At 62.8% G+C, this 17,973-nt stretch carries 17 protein-coding genes and 1 pseudogene; 6 read left to right on the forward strand and 12 right to left on the reverse strand.

The genetic code is table 11. The features are described 5' to 3' along the window. Positions 1 to 657 precede the first annotated feature (657 nt). On the forward strand, positions 658 to 1,458 hold the full coding sequence (locus HNO88_RS19055) for a hypothetical protein (protein ID WP_184249514.1): 801 nt from the start codon (positions 658 to 660) through the stop codon (positions 1,456 to 1,458). On the opposite strand, the gene HNO88_RS19060 is transcribed toward HNO88_RS19055, so the two are convergent. The 4 genes from HNO88_RS19060 to HNO88_RS19075 all read right to left on the reverse strand — a co-directional run bounded on the left by HNO88_RS19060 (position 1,436) and on the right by HNO88_RS19075 (position 3,513). Then, a complete protein-coding gene (locus HNO88_RS19060) occupies positions 1,436 to 2,095 on the reverse strand; it encodes a hypothetical protein (protein WP_184249517.1) in 660 nt (219 codons plus the stop codon). The genes HNO88_RS19055 and HNO88_RS19060 overlap by 23 nt on opposite strands. A gap of 67 nt (positions 2,096 to 2,162) precedes the next feature. Then, entirely contained in the window at positions 2,163 to 2,678 is a 516-nt protein-coding gene (locus tag HNO88_RS19065) for a Ros/MucR family transcriptional regulator (protein ID WP_246382074.1), read from the reverse strand. A 57-nt stretch (positions 2,679 to 2,735) separates the two neighbouring features. Beyond that, the gene (locus tag HNO88_RS19070; protein ID WP_184249523.1) at positions 2,736 to 3,368 is read right to left on the reverse strand and encodes an SOS response-associated peptidase family protein; all 633 of its coding nucleotides are present in this window, start codon (positions 3,366 to 3,368) and stop codon (positions 2,736 to 2,738) included. A gap of 7 nt (positions 3,369 to 3,375) precedes the next feature. After that, positions 3,376 to 3,513 carry a hypothetical protein gene (locus tag HNO88_RS19075; RefSeq protein WP_184249526.1) on the reverse strand — a complete coding sequence of 46 codons (138 nt, stop codon included), beginning with the start codon at positions 3,511 to 3,513 and terminating at the stop codon, positions 3,376 to 3,378. Positions 3,514 to 3,877: 364 nt separating this feature from the next. Between HNO88_RS19075 and HNO88_RS19080 the strand changes: the two genes are divergently transcribed. Further along, entirely contained in the window at positions 3,878 to 4,153 is a 276-nt protein-coding gene (locus HNO88_RS19080) for an HU family DNA-binding protein (RefSeq protein WP_184249562.1), read from the forward strand. A 47-nt stretch (positions 4,154 to 4,200) separates the two neighbouring features. Here HNO88_RS19080 and HNO88_RS19085 read toward each other — a convergent pair whose 3' ends face one another. From HNO88_RS19085 to HNO88_RS19100, 4 genes are all read right to left on the reverse strand, one after another. Next, positions 4,201 to 4,407 carry a DUF3606 domain-containing protein gene (locus tag HNO88_RS19085; RefSeq protein ID WP_184249565.1) on the reverse strand — a complete coding sequence of 69 codons (207 nt, stop codon included), beginning with the start codon at positions 4,405 to 4,407 and terminating at the stop codon, positions 4,201 to 4,203. Positions 4,408 to 4,768: 361 nt separating this feature from the next. Continuing rightward, a complete protein-coding gene (locus HNO88_RS19090) occupies positions 4,769 to 8,047 on the reverse strand; it encodes an error-prone DNA polymerase (protein WP_184249567.1) in 3,279 nt (1,092 codons plus the stop codon). Next, complete coding sequence (locus tag HNO88_RS19095; protein WP_246382082.1) at positions 8,044 to 9,528, reverse strand: Y-family DNA polymerase; 1,485 nt, start codon at positions 9,526 to 9,528, stop codon at positions 8,044 to 8,046. The genes HNO88_RS19090 and HNO88_RS19095 overlap by 4 nt, the downstream gene beginning before the upstream one ends. Positions 9,529 to 9,736: 208 nt before the next feature. Continuing rightward, complete coding sequence (locus HNO88_RS19100) at positions 9,737 to 10,498, reverse strand: ImuA family protein (protein WP_246382075.1); 762 nt, start codon at positions 10,496 to 10,498, stop codon at positions 9,737 to 9,739. Between the two features lie 166 nt (positions 10,499 to 10,664). Here HNO88_RS19100 and HNO88_RS19105 point away from each other — a divergent pair, with 166 nt between their 5' ends. From HNO88_RS19105 to HNO88_RS19115, 3 genes are all read left to right on the forward strand, one after another. Next, positions 10,665 to 11,105, forward strand: coding sequence for a hypothetical protein (locus tag HNO88_RS19105; protein WP_184249576.1), 441 nt, complete (start codon positions 10,665 to 10,667; stop codon positions 11,103 to 11,105). 162 nt (positions 11,106 to 11,267) lie between these two features. Further along, a complete protein-coding gene (locus tag HNO88_RS19110) occupies positions 11,268 to 12,419 on the forward strand; it encodes an ImmA/IrrE family metallo-endopeptidase (RefSeq protein ID WP_184249593.1) in 1,152 nt (383 codons plus the stop codon). Positions 12,420 to 12,429: 10 nt separating this feature from the next. Continuing rightward, positions 12,430 to 12,924: a DUF4411 family protein gene (locus HNO88_RS19115; RefSeq protein ID WP_184249596.1), complete on the forward strand. Its 495-nt coding sequence runs from the start codon at positions 12,430 to 12,432 to the stop codon at positions 12,922 to 12,924. A gap of 463 nt (positions 12,925 to 13,387) precedes the next feature. Here the strand turns inward: HNO88_RS19115 and HNO88_RS19120 are convergent, their stop codons facing one another. The 3 genes and pseudogenes from HNO88_RS19120 to HNO88_RS19130 form a co-directional block, all read right to left on the reverse strand. After that, positions 13,388 to 14,416, reverse strand: a complete 1,029-nt coding sequence (locus HNO88_RS19120; protein WP_184249611.1) for an NAD-dependent epimerase/dehydratase family protein — start codon at positions 14,414 to 14,416, stop codon at positions 13,388 to 13,390. Positions 14,417 to 14,458: 42 nt separating this feature from the next. Next, positions 14,459 to 14,648 (reverse strand): annotated as a pseudogene (locus HNO88_RS19125) (transposase); the annotation flags it as partial. Between the two features lie 220 nt (positions 14,649 to 14,868). After that, positions 14,869 to 15,438: an NADPH-dependent FMN reductase gene (locus HNO88_RS19130; protein WP_281384053.1), complete on the reverse strand. Its 570-nt coding sequence runs from the start codon at positions 15,436 to 15,438 to the stop codon at positions 14,869 to 14,871. 337 nt (positions 15,439 to 15,775) lie between these two features. Between HNO88_RS19130 and HNO88_RS19135 the strand changes: the two genes are divergently transcribed. Beyond that, complete coding sequence (locus tag HNO88_RS19135) at positions 15,776 to 17,059, forward strand: sensor histidine kinase (RefSeq protein WP_221420111.1); 1,284 nt, start codon at positions 15,776 to 15,778, stop codon at positions 17,057 to 17,059. Here HNO88_RS19135 and HNO88_RS19140 read toward each other — a convergent pair. Further along, a complete protein-coding gene (locus HNO88_RS19140) occupies positions 17,046 to 17,492 on the reverse strand; it encodes a response regulator transcription factor (RefSeq protein WP_184249602.1) in 447 nt (148 codons plus the stop codon). The two genes, HNO88_RS19135 and HNO88_RS19140, sit on opposite strands and share 14 nt — an antisense overlap. Positions 17,493 to 17,973 lie beyond the last annotated feature (481 nt).

The raw sequence follows: 17,973 nt of genomic DNA on the forward strand, positions 1-17,973 counted from the left end.
GTGGCGAGTGTCGTGTCACCGCAATCGCTGACGATGGGCCATTGATCGCACAGGTGACTTGGGCGCCATGTCGAGAAATAGATGTTCGGGTGATGAGCGCGGCACAGCTAGAAGAGGCCGGCCAACTCGAAAACCTTGGGTGGTTACGGGACTCACTTCTGCGCGAACCCAAACAGGTCGTCTTAACCGCCTGGGGCGCTCATGCTGCGACTGCATATGCACGCGGACACAAATCGCGAGAAACTACCATCGAAATACCCTTAGCCGACTAGAAGGCCCCAAGGAATTTCGAGTTTCGATAGAACACACCCCAGCGCAAATACAACAAGAGGTAGTAGCAGGTTCCCTTCGATGGGCACTCCATACCCATCCTCGTGGATGACCGTGTCGGGCAAGCGTTCGAGCCATACCGTCGGCCCGAACGGCATCGCCGGGTTGCTTGGGTACGGCGCAAAAAGGTAGGGGCCTGGAACGGTGATCATGGTAGACACCTAACAGAACATGAGCGGAACATCAAGAATGCTCATTGTTGCATCTTCGTTCCTAGAGCGATCCACTGCTTGATAATCTCCTGATCTAGTCAGGTGACGCTCCCACGCGCTACCGCAATCCCTCGCTGCCGGCAGGGCAAGTGGTCGAGGCGGGGAGAAGGTTGCGATGGGACAGGCTCAGGTCGACCGAGAGCACATCTACAACACCTTGCGTCGCGAGATTGTGGACGGCACCATCGCTTCCGACCAGCTCGTCACGTCTGTCGAGGTTGAAGATCGCTTCTCAACGGCAGCGAAGGTTGCTCCTCAAATTATCAGCGCCCTGGCGGTCGATGGCTATCTCAGAAAGACAAAGGGCGGGTACGTCCCCGAGCATTGGTCCCACGATGAGGTCGAGGAGATCCTCACCCAGCTGCAGATGCTGCACGAGATTTGTGCGTTGCATTGGAGGGGGCACGAGGGCCGGAAAGCTGCCGAACTCGAAGCATCCAGACTGGGGTACGAGGCAGGCGGCACCAGCGACGCGCGCTTCTTGGCAATCCTCGAATGGCTACGCGCTGGCATGGCACTGGCGAACAGCACGATTGTGGTGGATTTGGCGGTACTGGTTGCCCGACCAGCGATCTTCCGGATCATCTGGGCAATGATCGAGAGCGCTCCTGAACTGCGGCACGCTATGGTGGAGGTCGAGATAGCTTTAACCGTTTCGGATTACCTAGCGCCCCGCGACGCCGTGACCAGGTTCTGGTCGATAGTGTTAGCGCGCCATGCCGGGTCGGCCGATAGAACCCTTGAGCCCTGCGGCCTTGGCGGGGAGTTTGAGATTATAGAGCCGACCCTTGCCGGGAAGATCCCAGCCTTCGGCCGCTCCGAATATCGGAGTGAGGCCCTGCTGCCTCGCTTCAAAGACAGTCACGCTTCTGCACAGCCGTTACCGGTGTTATCTACCCGTAGTGCCCGGCCCTGATCTCCGTCGCCAAGCGGGCTGCAGGTACGACCTCGCGGGACAGATAGCATTCGTAGAGCGCTTGAACCTTTGTTGCGAATGCGAGGAGGTCCTGCTCCTCGAGATGAGTTGCCCATGCGTAGCAGTCTGCCACGCGGAGGGACGCAAGATATGCCTTCATGTGCCGCTCGCTTGCGATCGCGGCGACCATCGTCAGCATCAGGCGTTGAAAACCGAAGACCATCCCGATCTTACTGGCGTTCTTGGCAGCAAGCGAGAACTCTTCGTTTCGAGCTGTGAGCGCTCGCTTCGCGCGGTTCAGCTTCACGATCCGGCTGCGTATGACAGCAAGTGTCTCGTAGGCGCTCAGTGCCGCTTGTTGTGTCGCCATCTCGTCAGCGCTGAAGGTCCTGAACGCGATTCGATCAATATCCAAGTAGATGAAGCCCTCGCGAAAGAGCGCCGTGTAGGCGGTCTCACGAGTACCCTGCGGCGTCATCACCATGGTTTCCAGGACGTCCGGGCATTCTGGCGTCCTACGTTGAGGATCGGCCGCCGACAGGGTCCATCGCAGGGATTCCAGGCGCTCGTCGATGCTTGTCGCCAATGCCTGTAGGGCTTTGGCGTAAAGTGGTACAATCAAGAGCGACTGAGCCATGCAATCTCATAGCAGGCGAGCGGCTGTTGCCAACCGGGCCAAAGTGCTGGTCTATCGGTGCCGTGTTCTAAGAAGAGACGCTCTGATCCGAGGCTGTCGCTCTCCGCGGACGGCGCGTCTTCTTGGGTGCGGGCGCATCGGCGCCTACGTCCGGCGTGCCATTGGCCGGCTTAGCGATGGTTTCCACGGCCTTTTTGCGCCCGAGACCGATCTTCTTCGCGAGGTCTCTGCGCTTTGAAGCATAGCTGGGGGCAACCATCGGGTAGTCGGGCTTGAGGTTGAATGCTTCGCGGTAAGTCTGAGGTGTGTAGCCGTGGAGGCCGATGTGGCGGGCAAGCATCTTGTACGGCTTGCCGTCTATCATGCTGATGATGACGTCCGGATCGGCGAGGCTCTTTCGAACCGACACTGCAGCCTCACGCTGCGGTTCTTCTTCGGTGATTGGGGCCTGACCCAAGTCTGCGAGGGCTGTGTAGACCGAGCCGATCAGGCCAGGAAGCTCCTCAGCGCCTAGCTTGTTGTTGCTCAGCATCGAGGTGACGATGTCCGCTGTCATCTCCAGATAGGCTTTGGGTTCAGGCAAGTCAGTCGTCTCCTTCAGAGGCTTGCCGGGTATAGCGATCATCACCCGGCGGCAACCCTATCGCTCGTTACGCCTGGTGGGGAAAACCGGGCCGCGCACGGTCATTTTGGCCGGATCAAATGGCTTTTGGAGCGCGACCACCTCATCGTAGGACCCCTTCATCCATGTCTCGACATCGTCGGGCGCGAGGATCGTTATCATCGCCTTGGCGTGGATCGGCGCGACAAGGCAGTTGGGGTCGCAAGTGACCATCGTGAAGCCGTTGCCCTCCCTGGTAGGCTGCCAGAAGCCCGCCACGGCGAACACCGGTTGATCGACCACCTGGAACCACATCTCGCCTTTCAGCGGCGGCTTACCGTCGCCAAGATCGTGCTTCTCTGGCGTGAACTCACAAAATTCGGTCAGCGGCACCAAGCAGCGGTTTTCTAGCCTCTCGGCCAGCCTTCGCCACTGGGGCAGGCCAAGCTGGCGCACGTTCGTCATCTTCCACTTGGCTTGGCCGCCGAGAACGTCCCACGTCATCACGTCCCAGGCGCGCTCGCCGTCCTGCTCCCGGATGACGTAGTTGCGGCTACCAGGGCGCAACTCGCTAGGATCGAAGCGATTGTCGCGTGGCCGCTCGGAGAAGAGGGTAGCCGAAGCTCCGAAGATCGTTTCTGGCTCGCCAGCCATCCTCGCGCGATTGCACATTCATTGATCAGTCGTTGAGAGCGCGGGCGCGGATGTCGCGCGCGATATCCGCCAGCAGGTCAAGAACGCGCTCGTCGCCTTCTGCCTCGGCGTATGCTTCAACGATGCGAGCGGCTTGCTCAAAGCCATCATCCGTTTCATCCATCGCAGGACTATGCCTGACGGCACGCAGCGGTTCAACGCGGGCGTTCGGCGGTGGACATTGTCCACAAGATCAGTGTGGGTTAGCGGCCGATCGTTAGGGGCAGTGATGAGGCGACACTAGGTGAACCGCTCGTGGCAGGCGTACCGGGAGTCGCCCTGGGGAGTGCCGCCGAACATGGCCCCGATCAGGGTTCCGCTGGTTCTCTGGCTGCTGTTTGCCGCGGGAGGATGGACCGCAGCTTTGCACTTCCACCTTCCCGATCACGCCGTCACGACACTGCCAGCAATCCTCGAGCCTGGTGACCCGCGCGATGCTACTCGCTAGGCGGGTGAGCTCTCTTCATCAGCCATAAGGAACTGCGAACGTGAACAACAGCGATCTAGCCGATACCATCGCCAGCTCGTCCGACGTCTCCAAGGCGGACGCCCGTAAGATCGTCGACGCCGTCTTCAACGCGATCGCCGACGCGGCCGCAAAGGGCGAAGAGGTCTCGCTTAACGGCTTTGGCAAGTTCAAGGTCAAGGACAGCCCGGAACGCGAGGGCCGCAATCCCGCCACCGGAGAGGCGATGACCATCAAGGCTTCCAAAAAGCTGACCTTCACACCGGCCAAAGCCGTGAAGGATAAGCTGAACGGTTGATCCTATGTGCTGGCGGCTCTGCAGCCAGGGCCGCCAGCAGCAAAGCTCTACTCAGCGTCCTTGCCGCGCATACCCATGACCTTCTCGGCCGCAGCGTCCAGCTTTGCGCGATCGTTGCCTACGGTTTGAATCAGCGTTCGGGTCTGGTGCTCGCTCAGGCCATGCTTCTGAGCGAAGTATTCCACCTCGTAGGGTTCATTTCCCGCAACCCGGCTGCGGTCCCGGCCGTCCGTCTTGTTCTTGTCGTCTGACATGCAATCCTCGGTTTTCGATGACTGCGATGCTCAACGCTGAGAGGCGAGGAAAGGCTGCGAATAGCGGCACTTACAAAGGCGAGACCTCTTCGTAGCAGCCCGCGCGCCTGAGCTGGCGCACAATTCCGTTGAAGGCGGCAGTCACCCCCTGGGCTCGCCCTATCTCATTTTCCTGGCGAGCCGCGTCCCAGTAGAGATCGAGAGGCCATCGCTCGGGACAGTGCGGCACGAGGCAACGTAGCGCCAGGCGGACCTCCACGCCGTCCACCCGGCTCTCGGACGATCTGGACACACCGGAACGCAAGATATGCACTGAGAGCGCGATCACGACGCGCTGGTGCTTGTGCAGCCTGGCCACGGATCAATGGAAGTCGTGCGACTTGAACCGCACAACCTCCTCCGGGTCCATGCCGTTGGCGTGCGGAGGCCAGTAGCAGTTGCGCGACTCCGGGCTCCAGCCCCCTTGCTTGTATCCGGCGTCTCCACGATCGGGCGAGCCGGCGTGGCGGGCTCCGTCGCCACGGCCCGTGCGGTGCGGGAACGACATCTCGCCGACGCGATGAAGGAGCGGACCGTAGTCGATGATCTTGCTGCAGATGACGTGAATCACCTCGCCTTCCTTCTGCACCTGACCCTTCATGCCGATCATCGATGCTGACATCACGGTGCGCCGCTGGGCCTCGAAGCGATCGGGCCAGAGGATGCCGTTGGCGATGCCAGTTTCGTCCTCGATGGTGATGAACAGTACACCCTTAGCGCTGCCGGGCTTCTGCCGGACCAGGATGATGCCCGCGACTTCGACATGGCGGCCGTCACGGATGGTCAGCAGGTCCGCGCAGCGCGTGACACCGCGCCGGGTGAGTTCTTCGCGCAAGAAGGTGAGCGGATGCGCGCGCAGCGAGAGCTGCAGCGAGCGGTAGTCCTCAATCACCTCACGGCCGTCGGTCAGCGGCCGCAGCGACACGGCAGGCTCGTTGCCCTCGGCGCTGACGGATTCGGCCGCGCGATCGGCGGCAGCAAACAGCGGCAGTGGTGCCTCGCCAAGCCCGCGCACCTTCCACAGACCTTGCCGGCGATCGGCGCCGAAGGCGTGGAAGGCATCGGCATCGGCAAGCTTCTCGATCGCTGCACGCTGGACGCCTGACCGCCGCCATACGTCCTCCACGGACTCGAAGAGGGTAGTGCTACGTGCGCCAACGATCTTCGCGCCATCGGCGTTCGACAGCCCGCGGACCAGGCGCATCCCAAGTCGAACCGCGAGGTAGCGCTTGCCGCTGGGTTCAAGCGTGCAGTCCCAGCGGCTCGCGTTGATGCAGGGCGGGCGAACCTCGACGCCATGCTCGCGCGCGTCGCGGACGATCTGCGCGGGCGCATAGAAGCCCATCGGTTGCGCGTTCATCAGGGCGGCGCAGAACACGTCGGGATGATGGTGCTTCATCCAGGCTGATGCGTAAGCGATCTTGGCAAAGCTGGCCGCATGGCTCTCAGGAAAGCCATAGGAGCCAAAGCCCTCGAGCTGGCGGAAGGTGCGCTCGGCGAACTCTCGCGGATAGCCGCGGGTCACCATGCCCTCGACCAGTTTCTCCGAAAAGTGCGAGACGCCGCCTGTAAACTTGAACGTCGCCATGGCCCGCCGCAGCTGATCGGCTTCGGCCGGCGTGAAGCCGGCGCCGACAATTGCCACCTTCATTGCCTGCTCCTGGAAGAGCGGCACGCCCAGCGTCTTCTCCAATACGGCGCGCAGCTCAGGACGCGGGTACTCGGGTTTCTCCAACCCCTCGCGCCGGCGCAGGTAGGGGTGCACCATGTCGCCCTGGATCGGACCTGGCCGCACGATGGCAACCTGGATGACAAGGTCGTAGAAGCGCTGCGGCTTCATGCGCGGGAGCATCGACATCTGTGCGCGGCTCTCGATCTGGAAGGTGCCGAGCGTGTCTGCCTTCTGAATCATGGCGAAGACGTCAGGATCGTCGTCCTGCAGGTCGGCGAGGCCTTTGCGGATGCCCTTGGCTTCCTCAAGCAGGTTGAAGGCGCGGTTCATGCAACCGAGCATGCCGAGGCCGAGGACGTCCACCTTCATGAACTTGAGGGCGTCGATGTCATCCTTGTCCCACTCGATGATCTGGCGGTCTTCCATGGCCGCTGGCTCGATGGGCACCAGGTCGTCGAGCCGATCGTGGGTGAGGACGAAGCCGCCCGGATGCTGGCTCATGTGGCGGGGCACACCGATCAACTGGCGGGCAAGATCGAGCGTCAGGCGCAGCCGCCGATCGCCGATATCAAGGTTGAGCTCCTCGACCTGCTTCTCGCTCACGCCCTCGGCCGACCAGCCCCAGACCATGCCGGCGAGCGAGGAGGTAAGATCTTCAGGAAGGCCGAGCGCCTTGCCGACGTCGCGCACCGCGCCGCGCGCTCGGTAGCGGGTCACGACAGCGGTTAGTGCCGAGCGGTCGCGGCCGTAGGTCTCGTAGATCCACTGGATGATCTCTTCGCGCCGCTCATGCTCGAAATCGACATCGATGTCGGGCGGCTCGCGGCGTTCACCCGAGACGAAGCGCTCGAACAGCAGCTCGTGCTTGATGGGGTCGATCGAGGTGATCCCGAGCACGAAGCAGACGCAGGAATTGGCGGCCGAGCCACGTCCCTGGCACAAGATCCCACGCCGCCGCGCCTCGCGCACGATCGCGTGGACCGTCAGGAAGTAGGGCGCGTACCCAAGCTCCGCGATGAGGCGCAGCTCATGGCTGATCTGGTCACGGTAGGCTTGCGGCACGTCCCCGGCGAACATCTGCTCGGCCGCATCATTCGCCATCTGCTCTAGGGCTTCCTGCGCGCTTAACCCCTCGATCACCCGTTCATGCGGGTACTGGTAGGCCAGCTCACCCAGGTCGAAGGTGCATGCGTTGGCGATATCGACGCTGGCCCGTAGCGCGTCGGGGTAGGCGGCGAAGCGCCGGACCATCTCCGCGGGCGGCTTCAGCGCGCGATCGGCGTTCACCTCGCGCCGGTAGCCAAGCTCGTCGACGGTACACTTCTCGCGTATCGCGGTGACCACATCCTGCAGCAGCCGCGCCTCGGGTGCATGGTAGAGCACATCGCCGGTGACGACGGCACGAACGCCCGCAGCACTGGCTTGGCGCGCTAGGGCATCGATGCGCACCGCGTCGTCCGGCCGCCTGCGCTGGAACAGCGCCATATAGCCCCTGCGGCCATAGAGAGCCTTGAGATCAGCAAGCGCCGCTTCGTTGTCGCCGTCCGCCTCATGCGGAAGAAGGATGGCGATCATGCCCTCTGACCAGGGTGCAAGATCGTGCCAGTGCAGCTCGCACTTGCCCTTTCCCGCTCGTCGCTTGCCGACGGTCAGCAGCCGCGTCAGCCGCGACCATGCGGGACGATCGGTCGGATATAGGATTAACCGGCGGCCGCAAACGAGGTCCACGCGAGCGCCGGCGATCGAGCGCACGCCTGTTGCCTTTTGCGCTTCCCACGCGCGCACCACACCTGCGACGGTGCCGATGTCGCCGATCCCGATCGCCGGATAGCCCTGCAGGGCTGCGACCGCGAACAGCTCCTCAGGGCTCGACGCGCCGCGCAGCAGCGAGAAGTGGGTGAGCACCTGGAGTTCGACGTAGTCGGTCATGCGAAGACTCCATGGATCCACCACGAGAGATCGCCCGTCGAATTGTCGATGCCATCGCCGCGACGGAACACCCAGTAGCGGCCGCCCTGTTCGTCCTCGACGCGGAAGTAGTCGCGAACCGCCCAGACTTCCTTGTCGCGGCGCCACCATTCGCCGTGAATCCGTTCGGGACCATCGGCGGCAACCACCTTGTAAGCGGAGCCACGCCACTCGAACCGTCGGGGCGGTTGGTCGGGCAGCAGTGCCAAGACGCCCCCCAGCGGCTCTGGCCGCGCGAACAGACGGACCGGCCGCTGCCACTTGGGCCAGCGCTCGGGAACCGCGATCGGGCTCACTCGCTCGGCCGCGCGCTCGGGCACATGGCTGGCGACTGGCGCCATCCTGAACACGGCCTCTGGTCCCACTCTGCCGGCGACGACGTCGACGAGACGAGCGGGATCACGCACCTGGACGTCGCCGGCAAGGATCTTGCCAAGTTCGACGGCATCGAGCGGCTCGGTATGCGGCGCCGTGAGCCGGAACTGTTCGAGACCCATCCCTGGATCGATCCGCTCGATCTTGAGCTTGAGAAGCCACAGAAGGTGGGAAGCTTCGCGCGTCGGGCGTGACGTCCCAACGGCGATGACCTCCTCGCCACCATCGATGCGGAGCGCAGACAGTCGCAGTAGACGCGCGCCAAGACCCCGCGCCTGCAGGACCTCGGCCATATCGGTAAGCAGGTCAGCCATGACCTGGGCGATCGCCTCTGCCGTGCCGATGGGCTCCAGCAGCCGGCGTTCCACGGCCGGGATCTCCAGGTCCTCACGCGGCGTGATCGGCTCTGCGATTGAGCCAATCGCCTGATCGAGCCGGTTGATGGCGGCAAGGCCGAGCCTGCGCGCGAGAGGGCCGCGAGCCACAGGCAGCAAGTCGGCTATGGTCTCGACCCCGAACTTGCGTGCTGCAGCCAGTGCAGAGTTCTCCAGGCGCAGCGCTGCGATCGGCAGCGGTGATATCGCGCGCACCCCCCCCCCTGGCGCGACAATGGTGAGATCACCCGGGCTGAACCGCGCAAGCGCATGCGCAGCGCCGGGTGTGTCGGCGATCGCAACGCGGGCGGTGAAGCCTGCGCGGCGGCAGAAGGCCAGCAGGCGCTCGCAGAAGCGTTTCTCGCCGCCGTGAAGATGGTCGCAGCCGGTCAGGTCGAGCCACAGCCCATCTGCCGGCGCTACGGCCGCGATGGGCGACCAGCGACGGACAGCCAGCAACGCCAATCGGTCTAGCAGACGTGCATCGGCGTCCGGATTCGCAGGCCGGAAGTCGAGGTCGGACACCAACGCGCGCGCATGCGTCGCCGCCATCCCGATGTGGATGCCAAGCTCGGTCGCGGCCGGGCAAGCCCCCACAATCTCCTCACGGCGGCCGACCTTGCTGACCAGCGCGAGCGGCGCATGCTCGGTACTCGCAATCGCAACGGCGCCAGCGCCCTCGGTCGGTTGCATCTTGCCCTTGAAAGGATGGCTTGCAGCCTCCGATCGGCGTCCGAGCTTACGCATAGCTGGCTGCGCATGCTTGGGCAGCGCGTAGATCTGCTGCTGCACATCGACCCTATCCGCCTGAGCCCAGCGAGCGCCCGGCCGCCATCCACCTCCGCGCGGAACGGAGCAGGCACCCGGATCGTCGTCGACAGGAAGCTGAAGAGGCGCCCGCTCAGGCAGCGGCCTGGCGGACCGTTCCAACCGTCTCAGCCGCTCGATGGCCAAGTTCGGCAAGAACAGCGAGACGACCCGTCTCATCGCAGCCCTCCAGGATCAGGGAGAAAGGCTCTCCGCCACGTTGACGCGCGAGTTCGACCGACCAGCGCGGCCGCCCTACGCCAGCCACGGCGAGGCGCTCTGACGGTGCGCTGGCTATCCGCCACCGGGTCCAAGCCGTGGACGTCTCCTCAAGCGGGTCCCGGTCGCTCTTGCGGCGGTGCCGTATCATCAGGACTGGCAAGTCCGCTTCAGCGGTTACGAGCTGCAGGCGCCTGCTCGCGACCATCGGCATCTTGCGTGCTTCGGCGATGACGGCGCAAGGCGTTCCATCTCGCACTGCGTCCTCGATCACCGCCAGCAACATCTTCTCGTCGCGCGGCTCGACGTGGATAACCTGATTTGCTGCGAGGCCTGCCTGCTCGATCCCAGGAGCATAAAGGTCATTACGGCAGCTCACCCACAGGACCGGAGCCCCGGTGACATGGGCTTCGCGAGCCGCGATCCCAGCGGTGAAGAGGGTGGCCGCTGCGTCGTCGGCCAGCGAGCAGCTTCGGGCTGAAATTTCATGCAGGGCTCCGGCACGAAGGCCGGCGCCAGAAAGGCGCCGATCGAGCGGTTCGATGCCGAACGGCAAGCTTCGATGCGTCACCAAAGGTGAGGCAAGAGACCGCAATTCCGCAAGGATCGGCTGTGTTTTCTCTTTGGCGACGGGCATGGAAAGCTGACTCGTGTGTTCTTCTTATGTTCCTCTAATGCCGCTTGCGGGTCAAGAGTTCTTGACCACAAGGGCACCTCCACAATGCGAACAGCGGTGGAACACTCCGGGGATAAAGCGGGTACAAAAAAGCTCCAAAGCAAGCGCGAATGATTCAGAGCGGGCTATGCCGATCCGCTCTGAGAACCGCTGGTTTTACCCGATCGACTGGCCCCAGCTGTCGAAGGCAATCCGCTTCGGCCGCGCCAATTCTCGGTGTGAACACTGCAAGCGGCCTCACATGCGCAAGGTCTTGCACCTGGGCGATGGCCGGTGGTGGGACGCCGATGCTCAGCGCTGGAGAACTGGCAGCGGGAAGGTGATTACGGTGCGTGGCGCGGATCTGCTGAGCGCCCGAAGCACCTATGTCGTGCTTGCCTGCGCTCACCTCGATCATGATCCTGGCAACAACGACCCCGTCAATCTGGCTGCTCTATGCCAGCGCTGCCACATGCTGCACGATGCTGCCGAGCATCGCTGGCAGCGTTGGTGGAACGTGTTCCGGCTACTCGCGGTTCAAGATCTGTTTGAGGATCCTCGTAGCACTCGCGGGCGTATCGTTCAGTAAGCTTCGTGTGCCTCGGCGGCGGAGCTGTCGTGCGGTTAATGGCGGGGATGTTGCGAACGGTGGTTATCTGGCATGGGCAGTCAGACAGCTTTCTCAATGACAAGATCGCGTGCCGTGAGCATATAGCAGTCGACGTTTGCAACGGAGTAGCCGCTAAGGATCATGCCGAAGGTCAATCCTCAGATCCTGTCTTGGGCGCGCGAGAGCGCGGGCCTGACGCTTGAGGATGCTGCCAGGGGGATTGGCCTCGGCGGTGAAAGCGCGGTCGCACGTCTCTCCGAGATGGAGTCTGGTGAGCGCGAGCCGAGCCGGCCGCAGCTTCTTAAGATGGCGGATCGTTACCGGCGCCCATTGCTGACCTTCTACCTTCCGGAACCGCCGGCGCCAGCGCCCCGAACTCATGATTTTCGGACATTGCCCAAGCGGGAGAGCGGTGCCGAAGCAACGATCGATGCGCTCGTCCGGGATGTCCGCACGCGCCAAGCGCTTGTGAGGGGAGCGCTTGAAGACGCCGAAGAGGCAGAACCAAGGGCATTCGTCGGATCCGTCGATCCCCGGTCCGGGGCAGAAGGCCTCGCCCGTGCAATCGCAGAGCTACTAGGACTGGACCGGGCTGCCTATCGACAGGCACGAACGATCGAGCAAGCATTCAGGAGCCTTCGTGATGCGGTCGAGGAGGCAGGCGTTTATGTGCTTCTGATCGGCAACCTCGGCCACTGGAAGACCAACCTTAGCCCAGGAGTGTTCCGTGGCATGGCACTCGCCGACCCGGTCGCACCGTTCATTATCATCAATGAGACCGATTCCAAGACGGCATGGCCGTTCACTCTGTTGCACGAGCTCGGACACATCCTGCTCGGACAGAGCGGAATTAGTGGCTATGACGGGGAGCAAGCAATCGAGCGGCTTTGCGACGACGCTGCTGCGAAGTTTCTGCTTGGCCGTGAGGAACTGCAAGAGCTCGCGGGCATCCCGGATCTCGACGATTTAGTCGAGCGAATTGGCGCGTTTGCCAATGCGCGCAAAGTCAGTCGCAAGATGGTTGCCTACAATATGCTTAGAGAGCGCCTGATTGATGCTGCCTTATATCGTCGGCTTGCAGCCCGCTTTGATGAGGATCGTGCTGAGTTTCCGCGCAAGGCAGCCAGCGGCGCGCCCGATTATTATGTCGTGCGTCGCCACCGCATCGGCCAGGGGCTGCTCAGCCTCGTCGACCGCATGGTTGCGGGCGGTGCGCTTACCAGCACTAAGGCAAGTAAGGTTCTTGGTGTGAAGCCAACTGCGATCGGCCGCATGACTGAAGCAGTGGCGTAGAGGGGCTCGATTGCTTTACCTTCTTGACGCCGACACGCTCATAACCGGAGATCGTAGAGCCTACCCGCTTCGACGCTTTCCCGTCTTTTGGGATTGGCTGCGTCACCAGGGCTTGCTCGGGAACGTCAAGGTACCGCTCGAGCAGTACGAGGAAGTTGTATCCGGCCGAGGGGACATCGTCGATTGGCTCTGTACAGAGGAGAGCCGAGCCGCGCTTCTTCTTAGTGAGGATCTTGATGCTGCTCTGGTCGCTAATACGACACTCAGCGGGTATGGACCGCTCGACGAGAACGGCATCGAGTTGGTCGGGCGTGATCCATTCCTAATTTCCTATGCTCGAGTGGAGCTGGGAGATCGGACCGTTGTTAGCTTTGAGGTTTCAAAGCCGAGCAAGCAGGGTGCGAACCGAAAGGTGCCTGATGTTTGTCGAGACTTCGGCGTGCCCTGCTGCTCCCTGTTCGACATGATAGAGGCACTGGACTTTACCACAGATTGGAGAGGGTGACGATTAGTCCGACCGGAGTTGCGCCGGCTCTACATCAGATCGAGGGAACCAGCGGGGGGCAGGTCACCAGCCATTCTCGAGACCGGTCCGTCGATGGCGTAAACGTATAACTGTGCCCGTTCCATGTGACACCCCCATCTTGATGGACCCGCTCCATCCCAGCGCCTCGAACATAGCTCCGCTATGCACTCGACCCTTCAAATTCGCCAAATGCCTTCACCGCCCCCCGATGCTCGACCGGTATGCTGCCAGCTGACGATTAGGTCAGCTCACTCAGCTCTCGCCGCCCTCGCGCCGCCTATCCTTGACTGCAGGTCCGTGGCACGGAATGTGAGTTGCTTCTCGATCAGCGTGCGTCGGAACATGCCGATAATTGCGCGTCCGGTCGATCATCATTGCGGACCCCAAACCTCATGCGCGACCGGATCCACTCCTTCTACATGATTGAGGACTAAGGGAGCGGCTATGCGGCCTCGGAAGCCTCCAGCGCCAACAGCGACTCCGCGCTGGCGATGATCGCCTCCTCGGCAGATCGCGGCTTCCATCTGAGAAGGGTCTTCGCCTTCTCCGACGTGGTCTCCCGGACGATACCAAGCTGGGGAACGATCGCCGCCATGGCCGGCGCGTCGGCCGCACGGCGGATAACCTCCTCATCCGCCATCTCGGCGGTGGGCACCTTGGCAGCGCGCTCACCGAGGTGATCGTGCAGAATGGAGGCGACGTCCTTCAGCCAGAGCGCCGGTCCGGCGACGGCGATGAAACGTTCGCCGCTCGCCTCGGGCGCTGTCATCGCTCGCACATGTAGGTCGGCGACGTCGCGCACGTCCACAGCACCGAACGCGATGCGCGGCACGGCCGGAAGAGCGCCCATCAGCAGCCCCTGCACCAGCCCGATCGAGGTGGAGAAGTCGTGACCGAGAACCGGACCGAAGATGCCGGTGGGGTTCACCATCGCCAGCTCTAATCCGTTGCCCCCGCGCTGGATGAAGTCCCAGGCGGCACGCTCGGCATGGAACTTGGACTGCATGTAGGCCTGCACCGACGGCTCGTTCGGATTGGTCCAGTCGTTCTCGTCGAAGGGCGTGGCGCGATCGGGGATGCCGTATCCAACCGCCGCGAACGACGAGGTCATCACCACGCGGGATACGCCGGCGGCCCGCGCCGCCCGCAGGACGCGCAGCGCGCCATCTCGCGCCGGAACGATCAGTTCCTGCGGGTCCTTCGGCTCGTCCGCCGGGAACGGCGAGGCGACATGGAGAACGAACTCGACGCCATCCAGCGCCTTCGTCCAGCCGTCGTCGTTCAGCAGATCGGCCTGCATCACCGCCACGCCGTCCGCATTGCGACCATGCGCCGCGACGACGCTCCTGATGTCTCGAGCGCGCTCGAGCTTACGCACGGTCGTCCTCACCTCGTGCCCGGCATCGAGCAGTTGCAGGATGCAGTGGCCACCGACGAACCCGGTTCCTCCGGTAACAAGCACCTTCGCCATCTGGAATAGATCTCCTTTCCGTGTTTGAATGGCCCTCGCCATTGCCCAGCGCACGTTGCGATTGTAGAGCGTCTTCGGGGGCCCGTAGGCCGCCGGCGCATCCTTCCATCGGCAGGCCGAGTTAAGCACATGCACGATGCCGCTGATCACGCGGCGGTCGTGCACCCCGGGGCACACCTCGCGGCTTGTTCGGCAGCAGCGGCTTCAGTCGAACCCAGTGCTCGTCGCTCAACCAGAACTAGCCTGCCATCCAGCCCTCCGCGTCAACGCAGAGGCTGAATGACATTCTAGCCGCCGTGGGAACCCGGCTTATGGGTCCCAGGCCTCGGACACTCGATCAAGACCTGTTTGCGACTATGTCCAGCATCTGTTTGGCTGACTGACTTATTTTGCATTCTGGAAGAACACGCGGATCAGGTTGCTTCCGCCGCGCATGAAGTTGTTTCGAACCCTCAGGCCTTGGTGAGTCCCAACCATGCGAGGTAGGCGTCGACGATCTTCGAAAGGATGTTCTTCAAAGGCTCGTCAGTCACGACGTCGTCGAAACCGAACTTATCCTCCGTTACCCTGCCGAGGTAGGCCTCCGGCTGCTGAAGCATAGGCATGTCGAGGAATGCGCAGAGCTGCCGCACCTGATGGTTGGCGCCGAAGCCGCCGATCGGATAGGGCGAGACGCTGATGACCGCCGTCGGCTTCTTGGCCCAGACGATCTCGCTAGGAGGGCGCGAGCCCACGTCGATGGCATTCTTCAACGCTCCGGGCACCCCGCGATTGTATTCGGGGGTGCAGAAGATGACGCCGTCCATCCCGGCGATCTGCTCGCGGAAGCGGACCCATTCTGCTGGAGGGTTGGGATCGAGGTCCTCGTTGTAGAGCGGCAGGTCGGCGATCTTCGCGATCTCGATGTCCAGGCGGTCGCCGGCGAGTGCCGCCATGCTCTTCGCGACCTTCAGGTTGATGCTTCCGGCGCGCAGGCTTCCTACAAGTACGGCTACGCGCATTCTCTTCGAGCTTTCGGCCATGGGTGAGTTCCTTGCGATCCGGGGCGTTACCCGGCATTCGCAATTAAAAAGGGATGGCCGCAATCATCCGATGGTCGAGGCGCTTCGAAACGCTCCTCCACTTCACATCCTTTGAGGCAGGGGGGCGGCGTCCCTTTACCCGTTCGGGGATTGCCTCGTTGCTTAGGTGAAATAAATTGCGGGCGTTGCGCCGTTCGGGGCCGCGCCTCGATCCAACGAGGGTCGGAATCGTCAGCGGCCTGGCTTCGGATGGGCTGCCTTAATGGGATCGCATGGAGCGAGACCGATCAGGCGATGCTTGGCGCCCGCCATCGCCTGCGGATCGGGAGTGATGGGGATGAACAGTATGTTGCCGGAGGCGGAAGCGACGATCCTCGCGCTGGCCGAGGTGTTCGAGCCCGATCTGGACGACACCGGCATGAACCTCACCTTCTCTCGCCTTCTGAGGCACATGCCGATCGCGTTGTGGGTCGTAGACTCGCGCAGCGCCTGGGACGCATTCGAGCAGCTAAGGGCGGAGGGCGTCGTGGACATCGAGGCTCATCTCGCGGAGAACCCTGACTTGATTGAGTTCGCCTGCGACACGGTGATGGTCTCGCAGGCCAACGACGCGGCCATGAAGCTGATCGGCCAGACTGACGAATCCTACTACCCGCGCTCGGTGCGGCACATGTTCGAGGCGACGCCGCAGGCCGTTGCGCGCGTTATGAGCGCCCATTTCAACGGTCTCCGCACACATGTGGAGGAGTTGAGGATCAACGCCTCCGGCGGGCGGGTGGTCGACGTGCTCTTCCTGGTCACATACCCGCGGCCTCCCGAGCGGATGGATGTCACCTTTATCATCATGGTGGAGATCACCGAAAGGCGCGCGGCTGAAGCTCAGTTGCGGCAGCTCCAGGCTGATCTCGCGCACGCGTCCAGGGTGTCGACACTCGGTGAGATGGCCAGTTCGATCGCGCACGAGGTCAGGCAGCCGCTCGGTGCCATTATCCTCAACGGCAACACCGGCATCCGCTGGCTCGACAAGGCAGAGCCCAACCTCGGCAAGGTCCGGCATCTGCTCAAACGGATGGTGGCGAATGCCAGCGAGGCGACGGAGATCATCGACCGCATCCAGGAGATGGCCTCGAAGCGGGTGCCCGTTCCGGCCCGCTTCTCCCTGAGCGAGATCGTCGATGTCGCGCTGCGTTTCGTCCACCACGAGAGCATACAGCGGCGGATCGCCATCCGCCCCCTTCTGCGAAGCCATCTTCCACTGGTCCTCGGCGACCGGATCCAGCTGCAGCAGGTGGTCGTCAACCTCCTCGTGAATGCGATGCACGCCATCGACCAGCGGGAGGGGGAGGGACCTCGCCATATCGCGGTGTCGACCGACGTGGAGGCAAACGGACGGATCGTCCTGAAGGTCGCTGACACCGGGCCCGGCATCGCGGAGGAGCATCTGGACAATCTCTTCGACGGCTTCTTCTCGACGAAGGATGACGGGATGGGGATGGGGTTGACTATCTGCGCCAGCATCATGCGCGCGCATGACGGTGACATCGCAGCTGAGAACGGAACGGACGGGGGCGCTGTGTTCAGCTGCCGCCTCCCGCCGGCGCCGGAGGCTAGACCAGCTTGATGTCTGCGCCCGCCATGCCTGGTGAGTCATCGTAGAGGATCCGTGCACCGATGCCGAGCGCGAGATGCACCGCATCCGTCAGCTCGGCTGCGCTGACTGGCTTTCGCAGCACACTGATGGCACCAGCGTCCAAGGCTCGGAGGCGCGTCCGCTCGCGATCGTAAGATGAGACGAAGACGATGGGAATGCGCGATCCGGCAAGGTTGAGCCTGCGCTGCAACCCGACGCCGTCGATGCCGGGCATCCTCAATATGGAAATGATGCAATCGCAGGGATCTAGCGGCTCTATGGCGAGGAACGAGGCTGCGCTGGCGAAACCCCTGCCGGCATAGCCATCCAGCTCGAGTATTTCGACGATCGCGTCTCTCATTCCCTTGTCGTCGTCGATCACGGCGATGATGAGGGCGGGTTTCACTGCGGCACTTGTGTCCATGCTGACTTTGACACGTCATATTACCCAGCGAGCGTCGCCCGCGTCGGTCGCCTGCAATGCGATCGCAATAGCGTGATCCCGGCGGCTTGCCCGCCGAAAGGGAGCTCGCGTCTTGATCCGTTCGATGCATGCCGTGCTGCGGCGGAGAGCATGATCTCACGTCGACCTGCGTATAAGGGGACCGGTGAGAGGATGGTCGAAAACGTACGCTAAGCCCCAAAGCCGTCAGACCTGGCCTGGAATGACGCAAAGTGAGTGGCTTTCTGTCCCTCAGGTTTGCCGGTCGGGAACGTCGCAACGTGGTGGAGAGCTGCCGGTCCGCTTTCGGAATGGCCGGCGGCGATAGCCGACATAGGGCGGAGCTGCTGCTTTCCCAAAAAGGATGGCAGACCGTGCGGAAACTCTGCGGCACGTTGCCGACCTGACGTTCTTTTCGACGAGGTGGGTTGGGGGAGACGCTTGATCCGGGTTTTTGGCTGTG

The sequence above is a fragment of the Novosphingobium chloroacetimidivorans genome, assembly GCF_014204535.1.
GTDB lineage: Bacteria > Pseudomonadota > Alphaproteobacteria > Sphingomonadales > Sphingomonadaceae > Novosphingobium > Novosphingobium chloroacetimidivorans.

What these genes read in the sequence shown, in the direction of transcription:
- HNO88_RS19055 (WP_184249514.1), top strand. Translation starts at nt 658, where the DNA reads ATGGGACAGGCTCAGGTCGACCGAGAGCACATCTACAACACCTTGCGT.
- HNO88_RS19060 (WP_184249517.1), bottom strand. Translation starts at nt 2,095, where the DNA reads ATGGCTCAGTCGCTCTTGATTGTACCACTTTACGCCAAAGCCCTACAG.
- HNO88_RS19070 (WP_184249523.1), bottom strand. Translation starts at nt 3,368, where the DNA reads ATGTGCAATCGCGCGAGGATGGCTGGCGAGCCAGAAACGATCTTCGGA.
- HNO88_RS19075 (WP_184249526.1), bottom strand. Translation starts at nt 3,513, where the DNA reads ATGGATGAAACGGATGATGGCTTTGAGCAAGCCGCTCGCATCGTTGAA.
- HNO88_RS19085 (WP_184249565.1), bottom strand. Translation starts at nt 4,407, where the DNA reads ATGTCAGACGACAAGAACAAGACGGACGGCCGGGACCGCAGCCGGGTT.
- HNO88_RS19090 (WP_184249567.1), bottom strand. Translation starts at nt 8,047, where the DNA reads ATGACCGACTACGTCGAACTCCAGGTGCTCACCCACTTCTCGCTGCTG.
- HNO88_RS19095 (WP_246382082.1), bottom strand. Translation starts at nt 9,528, where the DNA reads ATGCAACCGACCGAGGGCGCTGGCGCCGTTGCGATTGCGAGTACCGAG.
- HNO88_RS19100 (WP_246382075.1), bottom strand. Translation starts at nt 10,498, where the DNA reads ATGCCCGTCGCCAAAGAGAAAACACAGCCGATCCTTGCGGAATTGCGG.
- HNO88_RS19105 (WP_184249576.1), top strand. Translation starts at nt 10,665, where the DNA reads ATGCCGATCCGCTCTGAGAACCGCTGGTTTTACCCGATCGACTGGCCC.
- HNO88_RS19110 (WP_184249593.1), top strand. Translation starts at nt 11,268, where the DNA reads ATGCCGAAGGTCAATCCTCAGATCCTGTCTTGGGCGCGCGAGAGCGCG.
- HNO88_RS19120 (WP_184249611.1), bottom strand. Translation starts at nt 14,416, where the DNA reads ATGGCGAAGGTGCTTGTTACCGGAGGAACCGGGTTCGTCGGTGGCCAC.
- HNO88_RS19130 (WP_281384053.1), bottom strand. Translation starts at nt 15,438, where the DNA reads ATGGCCGAAAGCTCGAAGAGAATGCGCGTAGCCGTACTTGTAGGAAGC.
- HNO88_RS19135 (WP_221420111.1), top strand. Translation starts at nt 15,776, where the DNA reads ATGAACAGTATGTTGCCGGAGGCGGAAGCGACGATCCTCGCGCTGGCC.
- HNO88_RS19140 (WP_184249602.1), bottom strand. Translation starts at nt 17,492, where the DNA reads ATGGACACAAGTGCCGCAGTGAAACCCGCCCTCATCATCGCCGTGATC.